The sequence below is a fragment of the Salipiger sp. genome, assembly GCF_048261495.1.
GTDB lineage: Bacteria > Pseudomonadota > Alphaproteobacteria > Rhodobacterales > Rhodobacteraceae > Salipiger.
In genome coordinates, this window is record NZ_JBLXFX010000003.1 from 14,931 (window position 1) to 31,092 (window position 16,162).

Below are 16,162 nucleotides of genomic sequence, written 5' to 3' on the forward strand. Positions count from 1 at the left end.
TCGCTTCGGTCGACCGTCAGAACAGGACGATCTCTCCGGATTCCGGTTGCGGTTGCGGCGCGACGACCGGCGCGACGGTGTCCACGTCGCCGGGCACGACGAATTGTTTCACCCGCGCGTCGGTCGGCCAGAACCGGATGCGTCGCGCCGAGGTTCCGCCGGTGCTTTCCGACGCGAGGGCGATCGCTTCGTTCTGCAGGAACTCCTTGGCAAAGGCGACATTGGACCCGCCGATGTCGCGCAATTGCTTGATCATGTTGGCGCCACCGAACAGTTTTGCCACCAGGCGGTCCTTGCGCGCGCCACGTTTCAGCAGCCCGTTGATGAGCAATTCCATGGAATAGGCACCGTAGCGGACATTCTCGCCCTCCTTGCCCGCACGTTGCGGCAGCAGGAAATGGTTCATGCCGCCGACCTTCGCGACGGGGTCCGTAAGGCAGACGGCGACGCAGGATCCGAGGACGGTGGAAAGCACCGTGTCCTGATCGTCGGAGATCCGGAATTCTCCCTGGATCACGTTCACCAGCTTTTCGTTGCGGCCAATCATTGTACACCTGCCCTCCTGGTCGTGCGCGACGCGGGTTTCGTGCTGGCGCGGAGCAATGCCGGGCCGATCCGGTTCAATGGAAGAACGGAGTCCGCGGCATCCAGCAGGGCCGCCGCGCGAGGCATGCCGTAGACGACGCAGCTTGCCTCGTCCTGCGCGAAGGTCACCGCGCCGTTGTCGCGCAATGCCTTCAGCCCTTCCGCGCCGTCCCGTCCCATTCCGGTCAGCAAGGCCGCGACCGCGCGACCGGCGCCGGGAACGGCAGACTGGAACATCGCATCGACCGAAGGCATGTGGCCCGTCACCGGTGCGCCGGGGCGAAGCGCCGTGCGCATCGGCTTGCCGCCCGTCAGAACAAGATGCGCCCGGCTGCCGGCGGCGACCACCACCTCTCCCGGTCCGACGGTGTCGCCGTCGCGCGCGGGACGGACCGTCGCGGCACATTGGCGGTCCAGCAGACGTGTCAGGCTCTCCCCGAACCCGCCCCCGGTGTGCTGTACGATGAAGGTCGGTGGGCAATTCGCGGGAAAACTCGACAGAACGGTGATGAGCGCATCGACCCCGCCGGTCGAGGCACCGATCAATATAAACCGTTCCGTACCGTTTGAGCCGGTCGCAACCGGGCTCGGGGGGGCAGCCGGTGCGCGGGTCGGCACATTCCGGCGCGCGGTTCTGGTGAGAGAGCCGAGCGCTTCCGCGATCACGTCCGGCGGCGAATCCGATTCCATTGAAAAGAGGTCGGACTTCTGGTCCCAGGGCGAGGTGTTGCCCTGCGTCATGCGCGCACGATCCGTCACCACGAGCCAGCGCACATCAAGAGCGGAGAACAGGGCGCGCATGACCTCGAATTCGGCCTTTTGCGCAAGCTTTTCCTCGATCAGCACCGCCATGGGTTCGAGGTCTTCGACCTCGGAATAGGTTTCCATCAGGTCGCGGGTCTGTGCGAGAAGCTCGATCTCGGACCGGGCGGAGAGAGAGGACGCAAGTCGGCGGCGCATGAGACTGTCCGAATGCGCGACGATGAGTGTAATCTTCTGCATGATCAGCCCCTTCAGGTGTGCTGGCGCCGGTAGAAGCCTGTCATTCCGCCGAGTGAGGAAATATTTCCGTGGTGCCGCTGCCGGGCTGAAACCCTTTTGGGAGGGGTGATCATACGAGCGCCCGTTCTCATTTCAAAACAGCTCGGGTGCGTTCGGAACCAATTGCTGCAAGTGACCCCCGCCAAGCCGGATCGCGAGTTCCCTGAGGGGCACGGCGCGGAGGTCCTCTGCGAGATCGAGATCGGACTTCTTGTCCAGTTTTCTTGACAGCCCTTCGGCATATCCGGCCAGCGCGTCAGTCGACTGCGCCAGCATGTCGAGTTCCTGAAGCGCGGTGATCGCCCCGGTTCCGAACCGTTCCTCGCTATCGGCATAGAGGTGCTCCATCCCGTTTTCCAGCCGTTCGAGGCGATGCTGCAGATGTCGGATTTCCTGCGACAGCAACCAGGCTGCCTCGCTCGCCGAAAGGTGTAGAAGTTCTCGTCCGCTCATAGGCGACCCACCACGCTCTCGATGCACTGTTTCATCGAAATCGATGTGAACGGCTTCTTGATCATGTTGTTCAGGCCAAGCTGTTTGGCCTGTGCGACCATTTCCGGCGTGGGCTTGCCGGTGACCAGAATGAACCCCATGCGTTGTGTGGCCTTGTTCTGGCGCACGGCCTTCAGCAATCCGAGACCATCCATGTTCGGCATGTTGAAGTCCGAAAGGACGAGATGAACGGGGTTGGCGGCAAGACGGGTCAGCGCCTGCTGGCCGTCATTTTCGGTCAAATAGTTCTTGATGCCGATTTCATCGAGCGCCTGCGTGATGAGACCACGGCTGGTGGCCATATCGTCCACGACCATGACGCGCAGGGAATCCTTCAGACTCATTTTCGTCTCCTAGTTCTCAAGAGCGCTGCCCGAACCGGCAATTTTTCGGTAGGTTGTCACCCCCGCGGTGGTGAAGCCGTCCATCGCCGGGCCGGTCACACGTTCGGAGTGGCCTATGAAGAGATATCCGCCGGGACGCAGTTTATCTGCGAATTTCGACCACAACTTCTGTTGCGTTTCATGATCGAAATAGATCGCTACATTGCGGCAGAAGATGGCATCGAACGGCCCCTTGAACGGCCATCCCACCATGAGGTTTAGCTCCCCGAAACTGATCATTTTCCGTATCTCTTCGTTGAACTCGAAGGCGGAAGGGGCATCCGGACAGAGCCGTGTCCATTTGCTTTGCAGAGCCGGCGCGATGGCAGATTTCTCTTCGTTGGAATATCGCCCGCGCTTTGCCCGCGACACGACTGCCGGATCGATATCCGTAGCGAGAATGCGGATGTCCCGCCTTGCGGCGTCCGGGATGGTCTCCAGCAAAGTCAGGGCTATGGAAAACGGTTCCTGACCCGACGAGCATCCTGCGGACCAGATGCGGGCCTTGCCTGTCTTGCCGAAATCCGGGGAGAGTTCCGACTTCAGTGTTTCAAAGTGATGCTTTTCACGGAAAAAGCTGGTGACATTCGTCGTCAGAGCGGAGATCAGTTCCAGCCTTTCCTCGGACTCGTCTGCGGTTTCAAGGAGTGTCAGGTATTGCTGGAAGCTGCCGACCTTCCGGGCGCGGAGGCGGCGCGCCAATCGCGAGTAGACGAGCGGCTTCTTGCTTTCGGCAAGGCTCAGCCCGAACTCCGCCCGCGCCAGTCTGGCAAGGGATTGAAAATCCTGGTCGGAGAAACTGAATTCCCTCTGACCGTCCTCTACGGCCGCGAGGCTCATACGGCCACGCCTTTTTCATTGTCGAGCACTGCATCGAGGTTGACGACCCGGACCATGGTTTCGCCGACCGAGATCACACCGAGGATTGCCTGCCGCGCCGCTTCGGATTTGAGGTCGGGTGTTTCCTGTATGGCTGATTTCCGGACAGAGAGAATTTCGGACACGGACTCGACAAGCAAGCCGACTGTCGTATCGCCCGAAGCCGTGACGATGACGACGTTGCGCTCGTTGTCAGCCGTTGAGCCGAGCCCGAACCGAGCTGCCAGATCGAAGATCGGGATCACCGCGCCGCGCAGGTTCATCACGCCCAGCACGTCATCCGGCGTGTGAGGCAACCGGGTCACCGGGGTCCAGCGACGGATTTCACGGATCTGGGTGATCTCGAGGCAGAAGCTCTGGTTGCCGGCAGAGAAGGTGATGAATTCGAATTGGGTCTCGGTGGGTCCTTCGGTTGCATCAAGCATGTCGAAGCTCCATTCTGGGTGGGGTCGAGGCGGGGAAATAAGGGGCGGAGGGCTGGAGTTTGACCAGTTCCTCCGGGTCCAGGATCAGGGCAATCTTGCCATCGCCCAGGATCGTGGCGGCGGAGACGCCGGCGATGGCGCCGTAGTTGCTTTCCAAGCTCTTGATCACGACCTGGCGCTGATCGTGAATGGCGTCGACGCGAAGGGCCGCGAGGCCCTGCTGTTCGGTCGTTACCAGCAACAGGACGCCGTTGCTTGCGTCTTCCTCACCGGGGGACAGTCCGAGGTTCCGGGCAACATCCACGATCGGCACGTAGGCGCCGCGCACCGGGATGACCTGACCGTCGGTACCGATTCGGTGCAAATCGCCGCGGCTCGGCCGGATGGTTTCGATGATCGAGGAAATCGGTATCACCATGGTCTGATCGGCGACCCGGATCACGAAGCCGTCCATGACCGCCAGCGTCAGCGGCAGCACGATGGTGAATGTTGTCCCCACACCGGGCGCGGATGTGATCGACACCCGGCCGCCGAGGGCCGCCACGGCATTCTTGACGACATCCATGCCGACCCCGCGCCCGGAGAGGTTGGACACTTCGCCGGCGGTCGAGAAACCGGGCAGGAACAACAGATTGTCGATTTCCGGTTCGGTCAGTTCCGTGTCTGGGGGCACCAACCCCTTTTCGATCGCCTTTTCGAGAATCCGGGGCCGGTTGAGACCGGCGCCGTCATCCGCGATTTCGATGAAAACGCTGCCGGAGCGGTGGGAGGCGGACAGGCGGATGCTGCCGATCGGGTCCTTTCCGGCTTCATCGCGAAGCGCCGGCTTTTCCAAACCGTGATCCACCGCGTTCCGCACCATGTGAGTCAGCGGATCTGCCAGCCTCTCGATGACGGTCTTGTCCACTTCGGTGGAGTCGCCGACAGTCACCAGCTTGGCCTTCTTGCCCGTCGCCTCCGACGCTTCGCGGACAATGCGGGACATGCGCTGGAACAAGGGTTTCACGGGCTGGGCCCGAATGGCCATCACGCCTTCCTGGATGTCGCGGGCCAGCAGCTTGTAGGCTTCCAGCTCGTTGGTGAGATGCGCGACCGCCGGAAGTTCGAGTTCCTCGATGCGTTGGGAGATCATCGCCTGGTTGATGATGAGCTCCCCGACCGTGTTGATGAGACGGTCGACGCGTTCAAGGTCGACGCGCAGGGTCGGTCGCGGTCCCTTGGCTTCCTGCGCCGCGGTGGGCGCCGCCTTCTTTTCCGCCGGTTCCGATCGTTGTGCCGCCTTCATGATTGCGGGGGCCGGTTGCGGGGCCGGCGCATCGGTCACCGGCGAGGCCGAGGCCAAAGGGAGGGGGGCTTCTTCGACCTCCACCGCGTTGTCCCGTTCGGGAATATCCTCGGTCACCGAAATGTCGAGATCGCAGAGGGAATCGACGAATTCGAAGATTTCGTGAAGAACGGTTTCGTCTTCGGTGGTTTCGAGCGACAGGGACCATTCGATCACCGCATCGTTCGGGTCGAAGGCATCGAATTCAGGGAGTGCCGCCAGGTCCGCCTTGACCGTCAACGCCCCCAGCTCTGCCAAGGCATCGAACAGCAGCAGCGGCTCATGGCCGTTTGCATAGAGCGAGGGCTTCGGTTTGAAGCGGATGTCGAACCTGCGCAGGGACGGGGAATCGCCCGGCAGGTCGAGGTCGATCGGTCCCGCTTCGAAATCGAGTCCGAGCGCGTCGAAGGTGAATTCCTCCTCCTTGTCGGCCTCGCCCAGGTAGGTGCCGAGTTCGGCCAGGATCGCCGCCTCGGATTCGCCGTTGGGCTCGCGGTCGTCCCGCGCCGCTTCGACGAGGTCGGCGAGCTGGTCGCCCGAACGGTGGAACAGGCGCATCAGCGGCTCGTCCACCTTCAGTTCCTGCGAGCGGACCTTGTCCATGACCGTTTCGAAGGTATGGGCAAAGTTGACGAGGCGGTTCAGCGCGAAGGCGCCGGCGCCGCCCTTGATGGAGTGGACGGCCCGGAACACGGCGTTCACCACGTCCATGTTCTCGGCGTCTTCCTCCATGCTGGAGAGCCCTTCGACGAGGGCTTCGAGGAGTTCTTCGCACTCTTCGAAAAAGGTATCGCGGATCGAGTTGCCTGACATCGCTTACACCACGTGACCTGTGAGACGGCGCAGCACCGAGACCAGCGATGCGTCGTCGAAGGGCTTCACGATCCAGCCGGTCGCGCCGGCGGTGCGTGCCCGCGCCTTGAGGTCGGCGCCGCTTTCGGTGGTCAGCACGATGATGGGAACGGTGGTGCGGTTCGGTCCGGTGCGCAGGGTCTCGATCACCCCGAAGCCGTCCATGTTCGGCATGTTGATGTCGGTGATCACCACGTCGGGCTCCACCTCGGAGAACTGTTCGACCCCTTCGACGCCGTCGCAGGCCGAGTGGTATTCGAACCCCGCGCCTTCCAGGGAAACGCGCAGAAGGTTCCGGATTGTGCGGGAATCGTCGATCGCGAGGACTTTGGTCGTCATTGCATCGTGTCCTTGTCGAAATGATCGGGAGTCAGTCCGAGCCGCTCCAACCCGGCTTCGAACGTCACGTTGGTGTCGGTGATCCGGAACCCGTGTCCCTCGGAATTCCACTGTTTCTCGGCTACGAGGAGGATCTGGAGCCGGTGGGAATCGAGGCGTGACACATGCTTGGCCGAGATCGAGACCGGACCGTGACGGGCCCCAAGAAGGAACGGCACCAGAGGATCCTCGCCATTGCGGTTCCGGGCGGGTTCTAGAACGTGGTAATGCACATCTGTCATCTTGGGGTCGGCACCTTTCGCAGTCTCGCGGCCGGGAGGATCCGGCTGGGCATGCAGCCTTGCAGCTCCCGGAAAGACATACGGTCGGTGTCTTAACAAAGCGTTCTGGCGCATCGCGAATCCCGCCGGATTCGGCCGTCGGCCTTGAAAGCCGGGGCGGAATTATCCATCACTTGCGAAACATCGCTGCGAACCGGGGGAAGAACGATGGTGCGAAACGGGGGCCGGTTGCTGGTCGAGACACTGATCGCGCTGGGGGCCCGCCGGGCCTTCGGCGTTCCGGGGGAGAGCTATCTCGCGGTGCTCGACGCGCTGCACGACACCGGCGGTGTCCTGGATTTTGTCAATTGCCGTCAGGAGGGTGGGGCGGCCTTCATGGCCGCGGCCCACGGCAAGCTGACCGGCAGTCCCGGCATCTGCATGGTGACGCGCGGTCCCGGCGCCACCAATGCCTCGATCGGGGTTCACACGGCGATGCAGGACAGCGCGCCGATGATCCTGCTGGTGGGGCAGATCGGCACCGACATTCGCGAGCGCGAGGCCTTTCAGGAGGTCAATTACCGCGCGGTCTTCGGAACCCTGGCCAAGTGGGTGACCGAAATCGACCGGGTGGAGCGAATCCCCGAACTGATCGCGCGCGCCTGGGTGACGGCGACAAGCGGCCGCCCCGGTCCCGTCGTCATCGCGCTCCCCGAGGACATGCTGATGGAGGAGACCGCCGTCGCGCCGATCTCGGGGGCGCCGCGGCTGCACGCGCCCGATGCCTCCGCCACGGCCGTGCAGGAGGCGATGGCCCTGCTCGAAACCGCCCGCAAGCCGCTGATCCTGATCGGCGGCAGCGGTTGGGACGACGCGGCGCGCAGCGCGCTGCAGGGCTTTGCCGAACGCTCGGACATCCCGGTGGCGTCGTCCTTCCGCTACCAGGACCAGATCGACAACGGCTCGGCGGTGTTCTGCGGCGATGCGGGCGTGGGGATGAGCGCGCATACCAAGGGATTGCTGAAGGAGGCCGACGTGATCCTCGCGCTCGGCATCCGCTTCGGCGAGAACATGACCGACGGCTACACCCTGCTGACCGTGCCCGAACCGGCGCAGAAGATCGTGCACGTGCATGTTTCGGACCGCGAGATCGGCAAGGTCTACCAGCCGGTGATCGGCATCCACGCGGCGCCGGAGCGGTTCGTGCAGGCCCTGCCGGAGCGCATCGCGGGCCCCTGGGCCGACTGGCGCCGGAAGGCGCGGGAGGGCTACCTCGCCTTCATCGACAAGGCGCCGGCACAACCGGGGCCGGTGGACATGGTCGCGGTCTGCCGCTCCCTGCGCGGCCGGCTCGACGGCGAGGTGATCCTGACCAACGGCGCGGGCAATTTCACCGTCTGGCCGACGCGCTTCTTCCGCTTCGGGCCGGGGATGCGCCTGCTCGCGCCGCAATCGGGATCCATGGGATACGGCATTCCGGCGGCGGTCGCCGGAAAGCTCGAACGCCCCGGGGCCACGGTGATCTGTTTCGCCGGGGACGGCGATTTCCAGATGACCTGCATGGAACTCGCCACGGCGGTGCAGGCCGGAGTCGCGGTGGTGGTGCTGGTGGTGAACAACGGCACCTACGGCACCATCCGCGCCCACCAGGAACGCGAATTCCCCAGCCGTGTCAGCGGCACCGACATGACCAACCCGGATTTCGCCGCCTTCGGGCGCTCCTGCGGGATGCATGGCGAGCGGGTCGAGCGGACGGAGGATTTCGATGCGGCGTTCGGACGGGCCCTTGCCTCGCCGACCGGCGCGGTGCTGGATCTCGTGGTGAGCAAGGAGGCGCTGACCCCCTACCGGACCCTGACCGAAATCCGCGCCGCCGCGCTGTCGTCCTGACACGATGGCACCGGGGGCAGAGGCCGATGTCGCGATCATCGGCGGCGGCATCGTCGGGCTCTCGGTCGCCTGGGGGCTGCTGAACCGGGGGCACCGGGTCGTCGTGCTCGACGGCTCGGACGGCAGTTTCCGCGCCAGCCGGGGCAATTTCGGGCTGGTCTGGGTGCAGGGAAAGGGGGCGTCGGCCCCGGCCTATGCGCGCTGGACCCGCGCCTCTGCCGCCGCCTGGCCGGGCTTTGCGGAAGACCTGCGCGCCGCCACCGGCATCGATCCCGGCCTTCGCCGGAACGGCGGGCTGGACCTGCATTTCACCGAGGACAGTCTCGCGCGGACCGTGGCCCGCTACCGCGGCCTCGCCGAGGCGCTGGGCGGCGACGACTTCGAGATCCTCGGCAACAACGCCCTGCGCGAACTCGAACCCGAGATCGGGCCGGCGGTCGCGGGCGGGATCCTGCATCGCAAGGACGGCCATGCCAACCCGATGCGCCTGCTGCGGGCGCTGGCGCAGGGCGTGCGGCAGCGGGGCGCGCAGGTCCTGGTCGATCGTCAGGTCGTCGCGGTGGAAAGACGCGACACCTTCCGCTTGCGCTGCGCGGACGGGGGCATCGTCGCGGCGCAGCGCGTGGTCTTGGCCGCCGGACTCGGGGCGGCGACGCTCGGGCCGGTGCTGGGGTTCCGCGCGCCGATACGGCCGCAGCGGGGGCAGGTGCTCATCACCGAACGGCTGCCGAAGCTGTTGAACTATCCCTCCGTCATCGCCCGGCAGGTGGACGAGGGCGGCATCCAGATCGGCGCGACGGAGGAGGAGGTCGGCACCGACGACGGCACCACGCCCGAGGCGATCGCCCGGATGGCCGCCGATGCGGTGCGCGCCTATCCGGCGCTGGCCCGCGTGCGGCTGGTGCGGTCCTGGGGCGCGCTGCGCATCCTCACCCCGGACGGCCTGCCGATCTATGCCGAGAGCCCGGACATGCCCGGCGCCTACATGGTGACCTGCCATTCCGGCATCACCCTTGCCGCCGCCCATGCCCGCCTGCTTCCCGCCTGGCTCGACCGGGCAGCCGATGCACCCGACCTGGAGGCGTTCCGTGACAGCCGTTTTCCATGACCTCACCCCCGGCATCCGCCGGGTCTCCGTCCGTTTCGGCGACAGGTGGCTGGAGCTTCCCGACGGCATGACGCTGGCGGCGGCGCTCCTGGCCGCCGGGGTGTCGACCTTTCGCCGGACCCCGGCAAGCGGCGCGCCGCGCGGGCCGTTCTGCATGATGGGCGCCTGCCACGACTGCCTCGTGCTGATCGACGGAGAGCGGGTGCAGGCCTGCATGACAGAGGTGCGCGACGGGCTGGAAGCCGACCCGGCGGGGGGCGGCGCATGAAGGCCGACCTGATCATCCTGGGCGCGGGGCCCGCGGGCATGGCGGCGGCGCGGGTCGCGGCGGAGCAGGGAATATCCGTGCTGATGCTCGACGAACAGCCCCGCGCCGGGGGGCAGATCTACCGCGACGTGGCGCGTGCCGCCCCGCTTCGGGGGACCATGCTCGGGGCCGAGTACACGGCCGGGCAGGCGCTGGTCGCGGCGCTCGATCATCCGGGGATCACCCATCTGGGCGGCGCGCGGGTCTGGGACGTGACCGCGACGCGCGTCAGCTTTGTCCGCGAGGGCCGGGGGCAGGTGGCCGAGGGGCGGCGGCTGCTGATCGCCACGGGGGCGCTGGAACGCCCCATGCCGCTGCCGGGCTGGACCCTGCCGGGGGTGATGACGGCAGGCGCGGCGCAGATCCTGATGAAGCAATCCGGCGTCGTGCACGAACGGGCGGTGCTGGTGGGCGCGGGGCCGTTGCTCTACCTCGTCGCGGTGCAGCTTGTCCGCGCCGGGATGCCGCCGATGGCGCTGGTCGAAACCTGCGGCCTGCGCGACGCGGCGCGCGCGCTCGGTGCGCTGCCCCGCGCGCTGTTCGGCGCCGCGACGCTGGCCAAGGGCGGCTCTCTGCTGGCCGAGCTGCGGCGCGCGAAAATCATGCGATTCCGAGGGGCGACGGACATCGAGGTTCTGGGCGACACCGCCGCGCAGGCGCTGCGCTTCCGGCAGGGACGGCACCGGCACCGGCTGGCCTGCGACACGATCCTTCTGCATCACGGCGTCATTCCGGACACCCGCATCACCGGTGCGCTGCGTCTGCCGCATCGCTGGGACGCGCGGCAGCAGGCGTTCCGCCCGGTCGCCGATCGCTGGGGCAGGGTGGCAGCCGGGGTCTTCGTGGCCGGGGACGGCGCGGGGATCGGCGGCGCCAAGGCCGCCGCCCTGCGCGGAGAATTGGCCGCGCTCGAAATCGCCCATGATCTCGGGGCGCTCGGCCATGACGGGCGCGATCTGCTGTCCCGCGTGCCGCGCCTGAAGCTGCGCCTGGAACTGGCGCCGCGCGCCTTCCTCGACCGTGCCTTTCCGCCGAGCAGGCAGGCGCTCGCCCCGCGGGACGACACCCTCGTCTGCCGTTGCGAGGAGGTGAGCGCGGGCGAGATCCGCCGCGCCGTCGCCTGCGGGGCGACGGGGCCGAACCAGGCCAAGGCCTTTACCCGCGCGGGCATGGGGCCCTGCCAGGGGCGCTATTGCGGCCCCGTGCTGACCCGCATCATCGCCGATGCCACCGGCCGGAACGAGGACGAGACCGGCGCGCTCCGCAACCGCGCGCCGCTGGTGCCGGTGACGCTGGGGGTGCTGGCCGCCTCTGCCCGGGATCTATAGCCGCGCCATCACCTCGTGCATCAGCCGCTCGGCGGCGCGCGACAGGCGCTGGCTGCGACGGTGGATGACGAAATAGGGCGAGACGCGGATCGGCTCCGACAGGTCGATGATGCCCAGCCGCGCACGGAACTCGCCGTGAATCAAAAGGTTGGCGACCTCTTCCGACACCGGCGCCAGGGTGTCGGACCGCTCGATCAGCGCCAGCATCACCATGAGCGACGCACTGGAGACGATGTTGCGCGGGGCGGTCAGGCCGGCGGTGACGAAGGCCTGCTCGACCGCGGTGCGAATCGGCGAGCCGCGCTCCTGGATCACCCACGGGTAGCCGGTGAGCTCGGCCAGCGCGACCTCCCGCCGCTCGGCGAGCGGATGCGACGGGCTGACCATGAGCGACACGACCTCGGCCCGCGCCGGCTGGATGTGGAAATCCCGGCTGTCGCGGCCGGGGGGCAGGCGGCCGAGGATGAAGTCGAACTGCCCCGCCTCGAGCCCGCGCATCAGCACCCTCGAAGGGCCGACCTCGACACTGGTTTCGAGGTCGGGAGAGGTTTCCTTGATCTTCAGCAGGGCGGGCACCACGCAATGCGCCGCGGGCCCGGTGACCGAGCCGACCCGCACCTTTCCCGCGCGGCCGAGGTTGATGCCGCCCACCTCGGCCTCGAGCGATTCCAGCGCGTTCAGCGCGGCGCGGGCGTGGCGGATGAAGGCCTCGCCCGAGGGCGTGGGCTGCATGCCCTTGGGATGACGTTCGAACAGCTTGGCGCCGACATCGGCCTCGATCTCGGACAGGGTCCGCGAGGCGGCGGGCTGCGACATCGCCAGCGCCGCGGCGGCGGCCTGAAGCTTGCCGCTGTCGGCGATGCGCACCACGAGACGCAGATGGTGCGGGCGGAGTTTGCGAAGCAGGTCCATGCGGTCCACATACCACGGATGATATGCAAAACGTACCTAATTGCATTTGATCGGCATGTAAATCCGGGCTAGCCCGGAGGCAGGGTTTGGAGGACCCGCCAACAAAAATCGGGGAGAGCGCGCGCCACGGGCCGGGCGATCCCATGGGAGGACAACATGAAGATCACCACTTTTCTGGCCACGGCCGCCATGGCCGCGGTCGTCGCGACAGGTGTGCTTGCCGACGGCACGGTCGGCATCGCAATGCCCACCAAATCCTCTGCGCGCTGGATTTCCGACGGCAATTCCATGGTCGAGCAGTTCCAGGCCGCGGGCTACGAAACCGACCTGCAATATGCCGAGGACGATATCCCCAACCAGCTTGCCCAGATCGAGAACATGATCACCAAGGGCGTCGATGTCCTCGTGATCGCCGCCATCGACGGCACCACCCTGAGCAACGCGCTGGAAAACGCCGCCGCCTCCGGCATCAAGGTCATCGCCTATGACCGCCTGATCCGCGACAGCGGTAACGTCGACTATTACGCCACCTTCGACAACTTCAAGGTCGGGGTGCAGCAGGCCTCCTCGCTGGTCGACGGTCTCAAGGAACGCTTCGGCGACGGTCCCTACAACGTCGAACTCTTCGGCGGCTCGCCGGACGACAACAACGCGTATTTCTTCTACAACGGCGCCATGTCGGTGCTGCAGCCGCTGATCGACGCGGGCACGGTCGTCGTCCCCTCGGGCCAGATGGGCATGGACACCGTCGGCACCCTGCGCTGGGACGGCGCGGTGGCGCAGGCGCGGATGGATAACCTGCTTTCGGCCCATTACACCGACAAGCAGATCAACGGCGTGCTCTCGCCCTACGACGGCCTGTCCATCGGCATCCTGTCCTCGCTCAAGGGCGTGGGCTACGGCTCCGGTGACATGAAGATGCCGATCGTCTCGGGCCAGGACGCCGAGGTTCCCTCGGTCAAGTCGATCCTCGCGGGCGAGCAGTATTCGACCGTCTTCAAGGACACCCGCGAACTGGCCCGCGTCACCGTCGGCATGGTCAACGCCGTGCTCGGCGGCTCCGAGCCCGAGATCAACGACACCACGACCTACGACAACGGCGTGAAGGTCGTGCCCTCCTACCTGCTGGAGCCGGTGTCCGTGGACGCCTCCAACTGGGAAGAGATCCTGATCGGCTCGGGCTACTACACCGAAGACCAGATCAAGTGATCCGACCCTGATCCGGCCCCGTCCGCCTGTCGCGGGCGGGGCGCATCTGACGGAGACGGACCATGGCGCTACTTGAAATGCGCGAGATCACCAAGACCTTTCCGGGGGTCAAGGCGCTCGACGGGGTGAACCTGCACGTGCGCGAGGGCGAGATCCACGCCATCGTGGGCGAGAACGGGGCCGGCAAATCGACGCTGATGAAGGTGCTCTCGGGCGTCTACCCGGCGGGCAGCTACGACGGCGAGATCCACTACGCGGGCGAACTGGCCCAGTTCCGCGACATCGCCGACAGCGAGGCGAAGGGCATCATCATCATCCACCAGGAACTGGCGCTGGTGCCGCTGCTGTCGATCGCGGAAAACCTGTTTCTCGGCAACGAGATCGCGCGGAACGGCGTGATCCAGTGGCAGGAGGCGTTCCAGCGCACCGAAGGGCTGCTGCGCAAGGTCGGCCTGCGCGAAAGCCCCGGCACGCTGGTCGACAAGCTGGGTGTCGGCAAGCAGCAACTGGTGGAGATCGCCAAGGCGCTCTCCAAGGAGGTGCGTCTGCTGATCCTCGACGAGCCGACCGCCGCGCTGTCGGAAAGCGACAGTCAGGCGCTGCTCGATCTCATCCTGGAACTGAAGACGCAGGGCGTGACCTCTATCATCATCAGCCACAAGCTGAACGAGGTGCGGCGGGTCGCGGACAGCGTGACGGTGATCCGCGACGGCGCGACCGTCTCGACGATGGACGCCAAGGCCGAACCCATCACCGAGGACCGCATCGTGCGCGACATGGTGGGGCGCGACATGGCGCACCGCTACCCGGAGCGCGTGCGCCGGGCCGGGGACATGCTGATGCAGGTCACAGGCTGGAACGTCTGGCACCCCGAACACGCCGAACGGCAGGTGATCCGCGACATCGATCTCACCGTGCGCGCGGGCGAGGTGGTGGGCATCGCCGGGCTGATGGGGGCAGGGCGCACGGAACTCGCCATGTCGATCTTCGGCCGCTCCTGGGGGCGCAACATCTCCGGCCGGGTCGCGATCAAGGGGCAGCCGGTCGACACCTCGACCGTCAGCCGCGCCATCGAGGCGGGCCTTGCCTACGTGACCGAGGACCGCAAGTCGCTGGGCCTCGTGCTGGACGAGACGATCCGGCGCAACATCACCCTCACCAACCTGCCCGCGGTCTCGTCGAACGGCATCATCAACGAGAACGAGGAAACCAGGATCGCCGAGCATTACCGCAAGGCGATGAACATCCGCACGCCGGGGGTCTTCCAGAAGGTGGTGAACCTGTCGGGCGGCAACCAGCAGAAGGTGGTGCTGTCCAAGTGGCTCTTTGCCGGCCCCGAGGTGCTCATCCTCGACGAGCCGACGCGCGGCATCGACGTCGGCGCCAAGTTCGAAATCTACGGAATCATCAACGAGTTGAGCGCCAGCGGCAAAGGGGTCGTGATGATCTCGTCGGAAATGCCCGAGCTGCTGGGCATGTGCGACCGCATCTACGTGATGAACGAGGGGGCCTTCGTCGGCGAACTGACCGCCGAAGAGGCCAGCCAGGAGCGCATCATGTCGCTCATCGTGACGGAATAGGAGAGAGCCATGGCCGTGGCCGACCAGACATCTGACAGTGGCGCACGCAAGGGCATCGGCGAATACCTCGCCAGCCACCTGCGCGAATACGGGCTGCTCTTCGCGCTCATCGCCATCATGGCGTTCTTCCAGATCGTGACCGACGGCACGCTGCTGCGCGCCGTCAACGTCACCAACCTGATGCTGCAGAACTCCTACATCATCATCATGGCGCTGGGGATGCTCATCGTCATCGTCTCGGGCAACATCGACCTCTCTGTCGGCTCGGTGATGGGGTTCATCGGCGCGCTCGCGGCGGTGATGATCGTCGAGGGCGACATGCCCGTGCTCGTCACCGTGGTCGTCTGCCTCGTGGCGGGCGGCGTGATCGGGGCGGCGCAGGGCTATTGGGTCGCCTACTGGAAGATTCCCTCCTTCATCGTGACCCTCGCGGGGATGCTGGTGTTCCGCGGCCTGTCGCTCTGGCTGCTCGAAGGCCAGTCGGTCGGACCCTTCCCCAAGGAATTCCAGATCATCGCCAACGGCTTCGTCCCCGACATCTTTCCGGCGGGCTTCGGCACGGCGCTGGCGGGCATCTTCGGCGCGCGACAGGTCAACGTGCTGGCGCTGGGCACCGGCATCGTCGCCGCCGCCGCCATCGTCTGGATCGGCATGCGGGCCCGGGCGCGCAACAAGGCCTACGGGATCGAGGACGAGCCCCGCAGCTTCTTCGTCGCCCGCAACGTCATCGTCTCGGCGGCGCTGATCTTCATCCTCTACAAGCTCGCCACCTTCCGCGGCCTGCCGAACGTGCTGATCACCATGGGTGTGCTGACGGTCATCTACGCCTTCCTCACCGAGAACACGGTGATCGGGCGCCGGGTCTATGCGCTCGGCGGGAACGAGAAGGCGGCAAAGCTGTCCGGGATCAAGACCGAGCGCCTGACCTTCCTCGCCTTCGTCAACATGGGCATCCTTGCCGCCGCCGCCGGGCTCGTCTTTGCCGCGCGCCTCAACACCGCAACACCCAAGGCCGGGTTTGCGCTGGAACTCGACGTGATCGCGGCGGTCTTCATCGGCGGCGCGTCGATGTCGGGCGGGGTCGGAAAGATCGTCGGGGCGGTTGTGGGCGCCTTCCTGATGGGGGTACTCAACAACGGCATGTCGATCATGGGCATCGGCATCGACTACCAGCAGATGATCAAGGGCCTCGTGCTCCTCGCTGCGGTGATCTTCGATGTCTACAACAAGCAGAAACAGGGCTGACGG

General features: G+C 66.0%; 17 protein-coding genes. 7 read left to right on the forward strand and 10 right to left on the reverse strand.

Features of this window, described 5'->3' with window-relative positions:
- Nucleotides 1-16 precede the first annotated feature (16 nt).
- From ACN0RJ_RS06640 to ACN0RJ_RS06680, 9 genes are all read right to left on the reverse strand, one after another.
- Nucleotides 17-547 carry a chemotaxis protein CheD gene (locus ACN0RJ_RS06640; protein WP_417722781.1) on the reverse strand — a complete coding sequence of 177 codons (531 nt, stop codon included), beginning with the start codon at nucleotides 545-547 and terminating at the stop codon, nucleotides 17-19.
- Entirely contained in the window at nucleotides 544-1,587 is a 1,044-nt protein-coding gene (locus tag ACN0RJ_RS06645) for a CheB methylesterase domain-containing protein (protein WP_417723775.1), read from the reverse strand. Before ACN0RJ_RS06645 ends, ACN0RJ_RS06640 begins: the two co-directional genes overlap by 4 nt.
- Before the next feature lie 132 nt (nucleotides 1,588-1,719).
- Nucleotides 1,720-2,079, reverse strand: coding sequence for a chemotaxis protein (locus tag ACN0RJ_RS06650; protein ID WP_417722779.1), 360 nt, complete (start codon nucleotides 2,077-2,079; stop codon nucleotides 1,720-1,722).
- The gene (locus ACN0RJ_RS06655; protein WP_417722778.1) at nucleotides 2,076-2,462 is read right to left on the reverse strand and encodes a response regulator; all 387 of its coding nucleotides are present in this window, start codon (nucleotides 2,460-2,462) and stop codon (nucleotides 2,076-2,078) included. The genes ACN0RJ_RS06650 and ACN0RJ_RS06655 overlap by 4 nt, the downstream gene beginning before the upstream one ends.
- Before the next feature lie 9 nt (nucleotides 2,463-2,471).
- Nucleotides 2,472-3,341 carry a CheR family methyltransferase gene (locus tag ACN0RJ_RS06660; protein ID WP_417723776.1) on the reverse strand — a complete coding sequence of 290 codons (870 nt, stop codon included), beginning with the start codon at nucleotides 3,339-3,341 and terminating at the stop codon, nucleotides 2,472-2,474.
- Nucleotides 3,338-3,805, reverse strand: coding sequence for a chemotaxis protein CheW (locus ACN0RJ_RS06665; RefSeq protein ID WP_417722776.1), 468 nt, complete (start codon nucleotides 3,803-3,805; stop codon nucleotides 3,338-3,340). Before ACN0RJ_RS06665 ends, ACN0RJ_RS06660 begins: the two co-directional genes overlap by 4 nt.
- Nucleotides 3,798-5,942: a chemotaxis protein CheA gene (locus ACN0RJ_RS06670; RefSeq protein WP_417723777.1), complete on the reverse strand. Its 2,145-nt coding sequence runs from the start codon at nucleotides 5,940-5,942 to the stop codon at nucleotides 3,798-3,800. The genes ACN0RJ_RS06665 and ACN0RJ_RS06670 overlap by 8 nt, the downstream gene beginning before the upstream one ends.
- 3 nt (nucleotides 5,943-5,945) lie before the next feature.
- The gene (locus ACN0RJ_RS06675) at nucleotides 5,946-6,320 is read right to left on the reverse strand and encodes a response regulator (RefSeq protein WP_417722774.1); all 375 of its coding nucleotides are present in this window, start codon (nucleotides 6,318-6,320) and stop codon (nucleotides 5,946-5,948) included.
- Nucleotides 6,317-6,538 carry an STAS domain-containing protein gene (locus ACN0RJ_RS06680; protein ID WP_417722773.1) on the reverse strand — a complete coding sequence of 74 codons (222 nt, stop codon included), beginning with the start codon at nucleotides 6,536-6,538 and terminating at the stop codon, nucleotides 6,317-6,319. The genes ACN0RJ_RS06675 and ACN0RJ_RS06680 overlap by 4 nt, the downstream gene beginning before the upstream one ends.
- Before the next feature lie 270 nt (nucleotides 6,539-6,808).
- Between ACN0RJ_RS06680 and ACN0RJ_RS06685 the strand changes: the two genes are divergently transcribed.
- The 4 genes from ACN0RJ_RS06685 to ACN0RJ_RS06700 are packed head-to-tail and all read left to right on the forward strand — an operon-like array spanning nucleotide 6,809 to nucleotide 11,213.
- Nucleotides 6,809-8,470: a thiamine pyrophosphate-dependent enzyme gene (locus tag ACN0RJ_RS06685; RefSeq protein ID WP_417723778.1), complete on the forward strand. Its 1,662-nt coding sequence runs from the start codon at nucleotides 6,809-6,811 to the stop codon at nucleotides 8,468-8,470.
- A 4-nt stretch (nucleotides 8,471-8,474) separates the two neighbouring features.
- Nucleotides 8,475-9,578 (forward strand): NAD(P)/FAD-dependent oxidoreductase, encoded by a 1,104-nt coding sequence (locus tag ACN0RJ_RS06690; protein WP_417723779.1) that lies wholly within the window; start codon nucleotides 8,475-8,477, stop codon nucleotides 9,576-9,578.
- Nucleotides 9,559-9,846: a (2Fe-2S)-binding protein gene (locus tag ACN0RJ_RS06695; RefSeq protein WP_417722770.1), complete on the forward strand. Its 288-nt coding sequence runs from the start codon at nucleotides 9,559-9,561 to the stop codon at nucleotides 9,844-9,846. Before ACN0RJ_RS06690 ends, ACN0RJ_RS06695 begins: the two co-directional genes overlap by 20 nt.
- Complete coding sequence (locus tag ACN0RJ_RS06700) at nucleotides 9,843-11,213, forward strand: NAD(P)/FAD-dependent oxidoreductase (RefSeq protein ID WP_417723780.1); 1,371 nt, start codon at nucleotides 9,843-9,845, stop codon at nucleotides 11,211-11,213. Before ACN0RJ_RS06695 ends, ACN0RJ_RS06700 begins: the two co-directional genes overlap by 4 nt.
- Here ACN0RJ_RS06700 and ACN0RJ_RS06705 read toward each other — a convergent pair.
- Nucleotides 11,208-12,125: a LysR family transcriptional regulator gene (locus ACN0RJ_RS06705; RefSeq protein ID WP_417722768.1), complete on the reverse strand. Its 918-nt coding sequence runs from the start codon at nucleotides 12,123-12,125 to the stop codon at nucleotides 11,208-11,210. The genes ACN0RJ_RS06700 and ACN0RJ_RS06705 overlap by 6 nt on opposite strands.
- A 156-nt stretch (nucleotides 12,126-12,281) precedes the next feature.
- Between ACN0RJ_RS06705 and chvE the strand changes: the two genes are divergently transcribed.
- The 3 genes from chvE to mmsB all read left to right on the forward strand — a co-directional run bounded on the left by chvE (nucleotide 12,282) and on the right by mmsB (nucleotide 16,159).
- Nucleotides 12,282-13,334 (forward strand): multiple monosaccharide ABC transporter substrate-binding protein, encoded by a 1,053-nt coding sequence (gene chvE, locus ACN0RJ_RS06710; protein WP_417722767.1) that lies wholly within the window; start codon nucleotides 12,282-12,284, stop codon nucleotides 13,332-13,334.
- A gap of 62 nt (nucleotides 13,335-13,396) precedes the next feature.
- On the forward strand, nucleotides 13,397-14,914 hold the full coding sequence (mmsA, locus tag ACN0RJ_RS06715) for a multiple monosaccharide ABC transporter ATP-binding protein (protein ID WP_417723781.1): 1,518 nt from the start codon (nucleotides 13,397-13,399) through the stop codon (nucleotides 14,912-14,914).
- A gap of 9 nt (nucleotides 14,915-14,923) precedes the next feature.
- On the forward strand, nucleotides 14,924-16,159 hold the full coding sequence (gene mmsB, locus ACN0RJ_RS06720) for a multiple monosaccharide ABC transporter permease (protein WP_417722765.1): 1,236 nt from the start codon (nucleotides 14,924-14,926) through the stop codon (nucleotides 16,157-16,159).
- Nucleotides 16,160-16,162 lie beyond the last annotated feature (3 nt).

Bases quoted from the DNA above. Each gene is read 5' to 3' on its own strand.
- ACN0RJ_RS06640 (WP_417722781.1), bottom strand. From the start codon at position 547: ATGATTGGCCGCAACGAAAAGCTGGTGAACGTGATCCAGGGAGAATTC.
- ACN0RJ_RS06645 (WP_417723775.1), bottom strand. From the start codon at position 1,587: ATGCAGAAGATTACACTCATCGTCGCGCATTCGGACAGTCTCATGCGC.
- ACN0RJ_RS06650 (WP_417722779.1), bottom strand. From the start codon at position 2,079: ATGAGCGGACGAGAACTTCTACACCTTTCGGCGAGCGAGGCAGCCTGG.
- ACN0RJ_RS06655 (WP_417722778.1), bottom strand. From the start codon at position 2,462: ATGAGTCTGAAGGATTCCCTGCGCGTCATGGTCGTGGACGATATGGCC.
- ACN0RJ_RS06660 (WP_417723776.1), bottom strand. From the start codon at position 3,341: ATGAGCCTCGCGGCCGTAGAGGACGGTCAGAGGGAATTCAGTTTCTCC.
- ACN0RJ_RS06665 (WP_417722776.1), bottom strand. From the start codon at position 3,805: ATGCTTGATGCAACCGAAGGACCCACCGAGACCCAATTCGAATTCATC.
- ACN0RJ_RS06670 (WP_417723777.1), bottom strand. From the start codon at position 5,942: ATGTCAGGCAACTCGATCCGCGATACCTTTTTCGAAGAGTGCGAAGAA.
- ACN0RJ_RS06675 (WP_417722774.1), bottom strand. From the start codon at position 6,320: ATGACGACCAAAGTCCTCGCGATCGACGATTCCCGCACAATCCGGAAC.
- ACN0RJ_RS06685 (WP_417723778.1), top strand. From the start codon at position 6,809: ATGGTGCGAAACGGGGGCCGGTTGCTGGTCGAGACACTGATCGCGCTG.
- ACN0RJ_RS06690 (WP_417723779.1), top strand. From the start codon at position 8,475: ATGGCACCGGGGGCAGAGGCCGATGTCGCGATCATCGGCGGCGGCATC.
- ACN0RJ_RS06700 (WP_417723780.1), top strand. From the start codon at position 9,843: ATGAAGGCCGACCTGATCATCCTGGGCGCGGGGCCCGCGGGCATGGCG.
- ACN0RJ_RS06705 (WP_417722768.1), bottom strand. From the start codon at position 12,125: ATGGACCTGCTTCGCAAACTCCGCCCGCACCATCTGCGTCTCGTGGTG.
- chvE (WP_417722767.1), top strand. From the start codon at position 12,282: ATGAAGATCACCACTTTTCTGGCCACGGCCGCCATGGCCGCGGTCGTC.
- mmsA (WP_417723781.1), top strand. From the start codon at position 13,397: ATGGCGCTACTTGAAATGCGCGAGATCACCAAGACCTTTCCGGGGGTC.
- mmsB (WP_417722765.1), top strand. From the start codon at position 14,924: ATGGCCGTGGCCGACCAGACATCTGACAGTGGCGCACGCAAGGGCATC.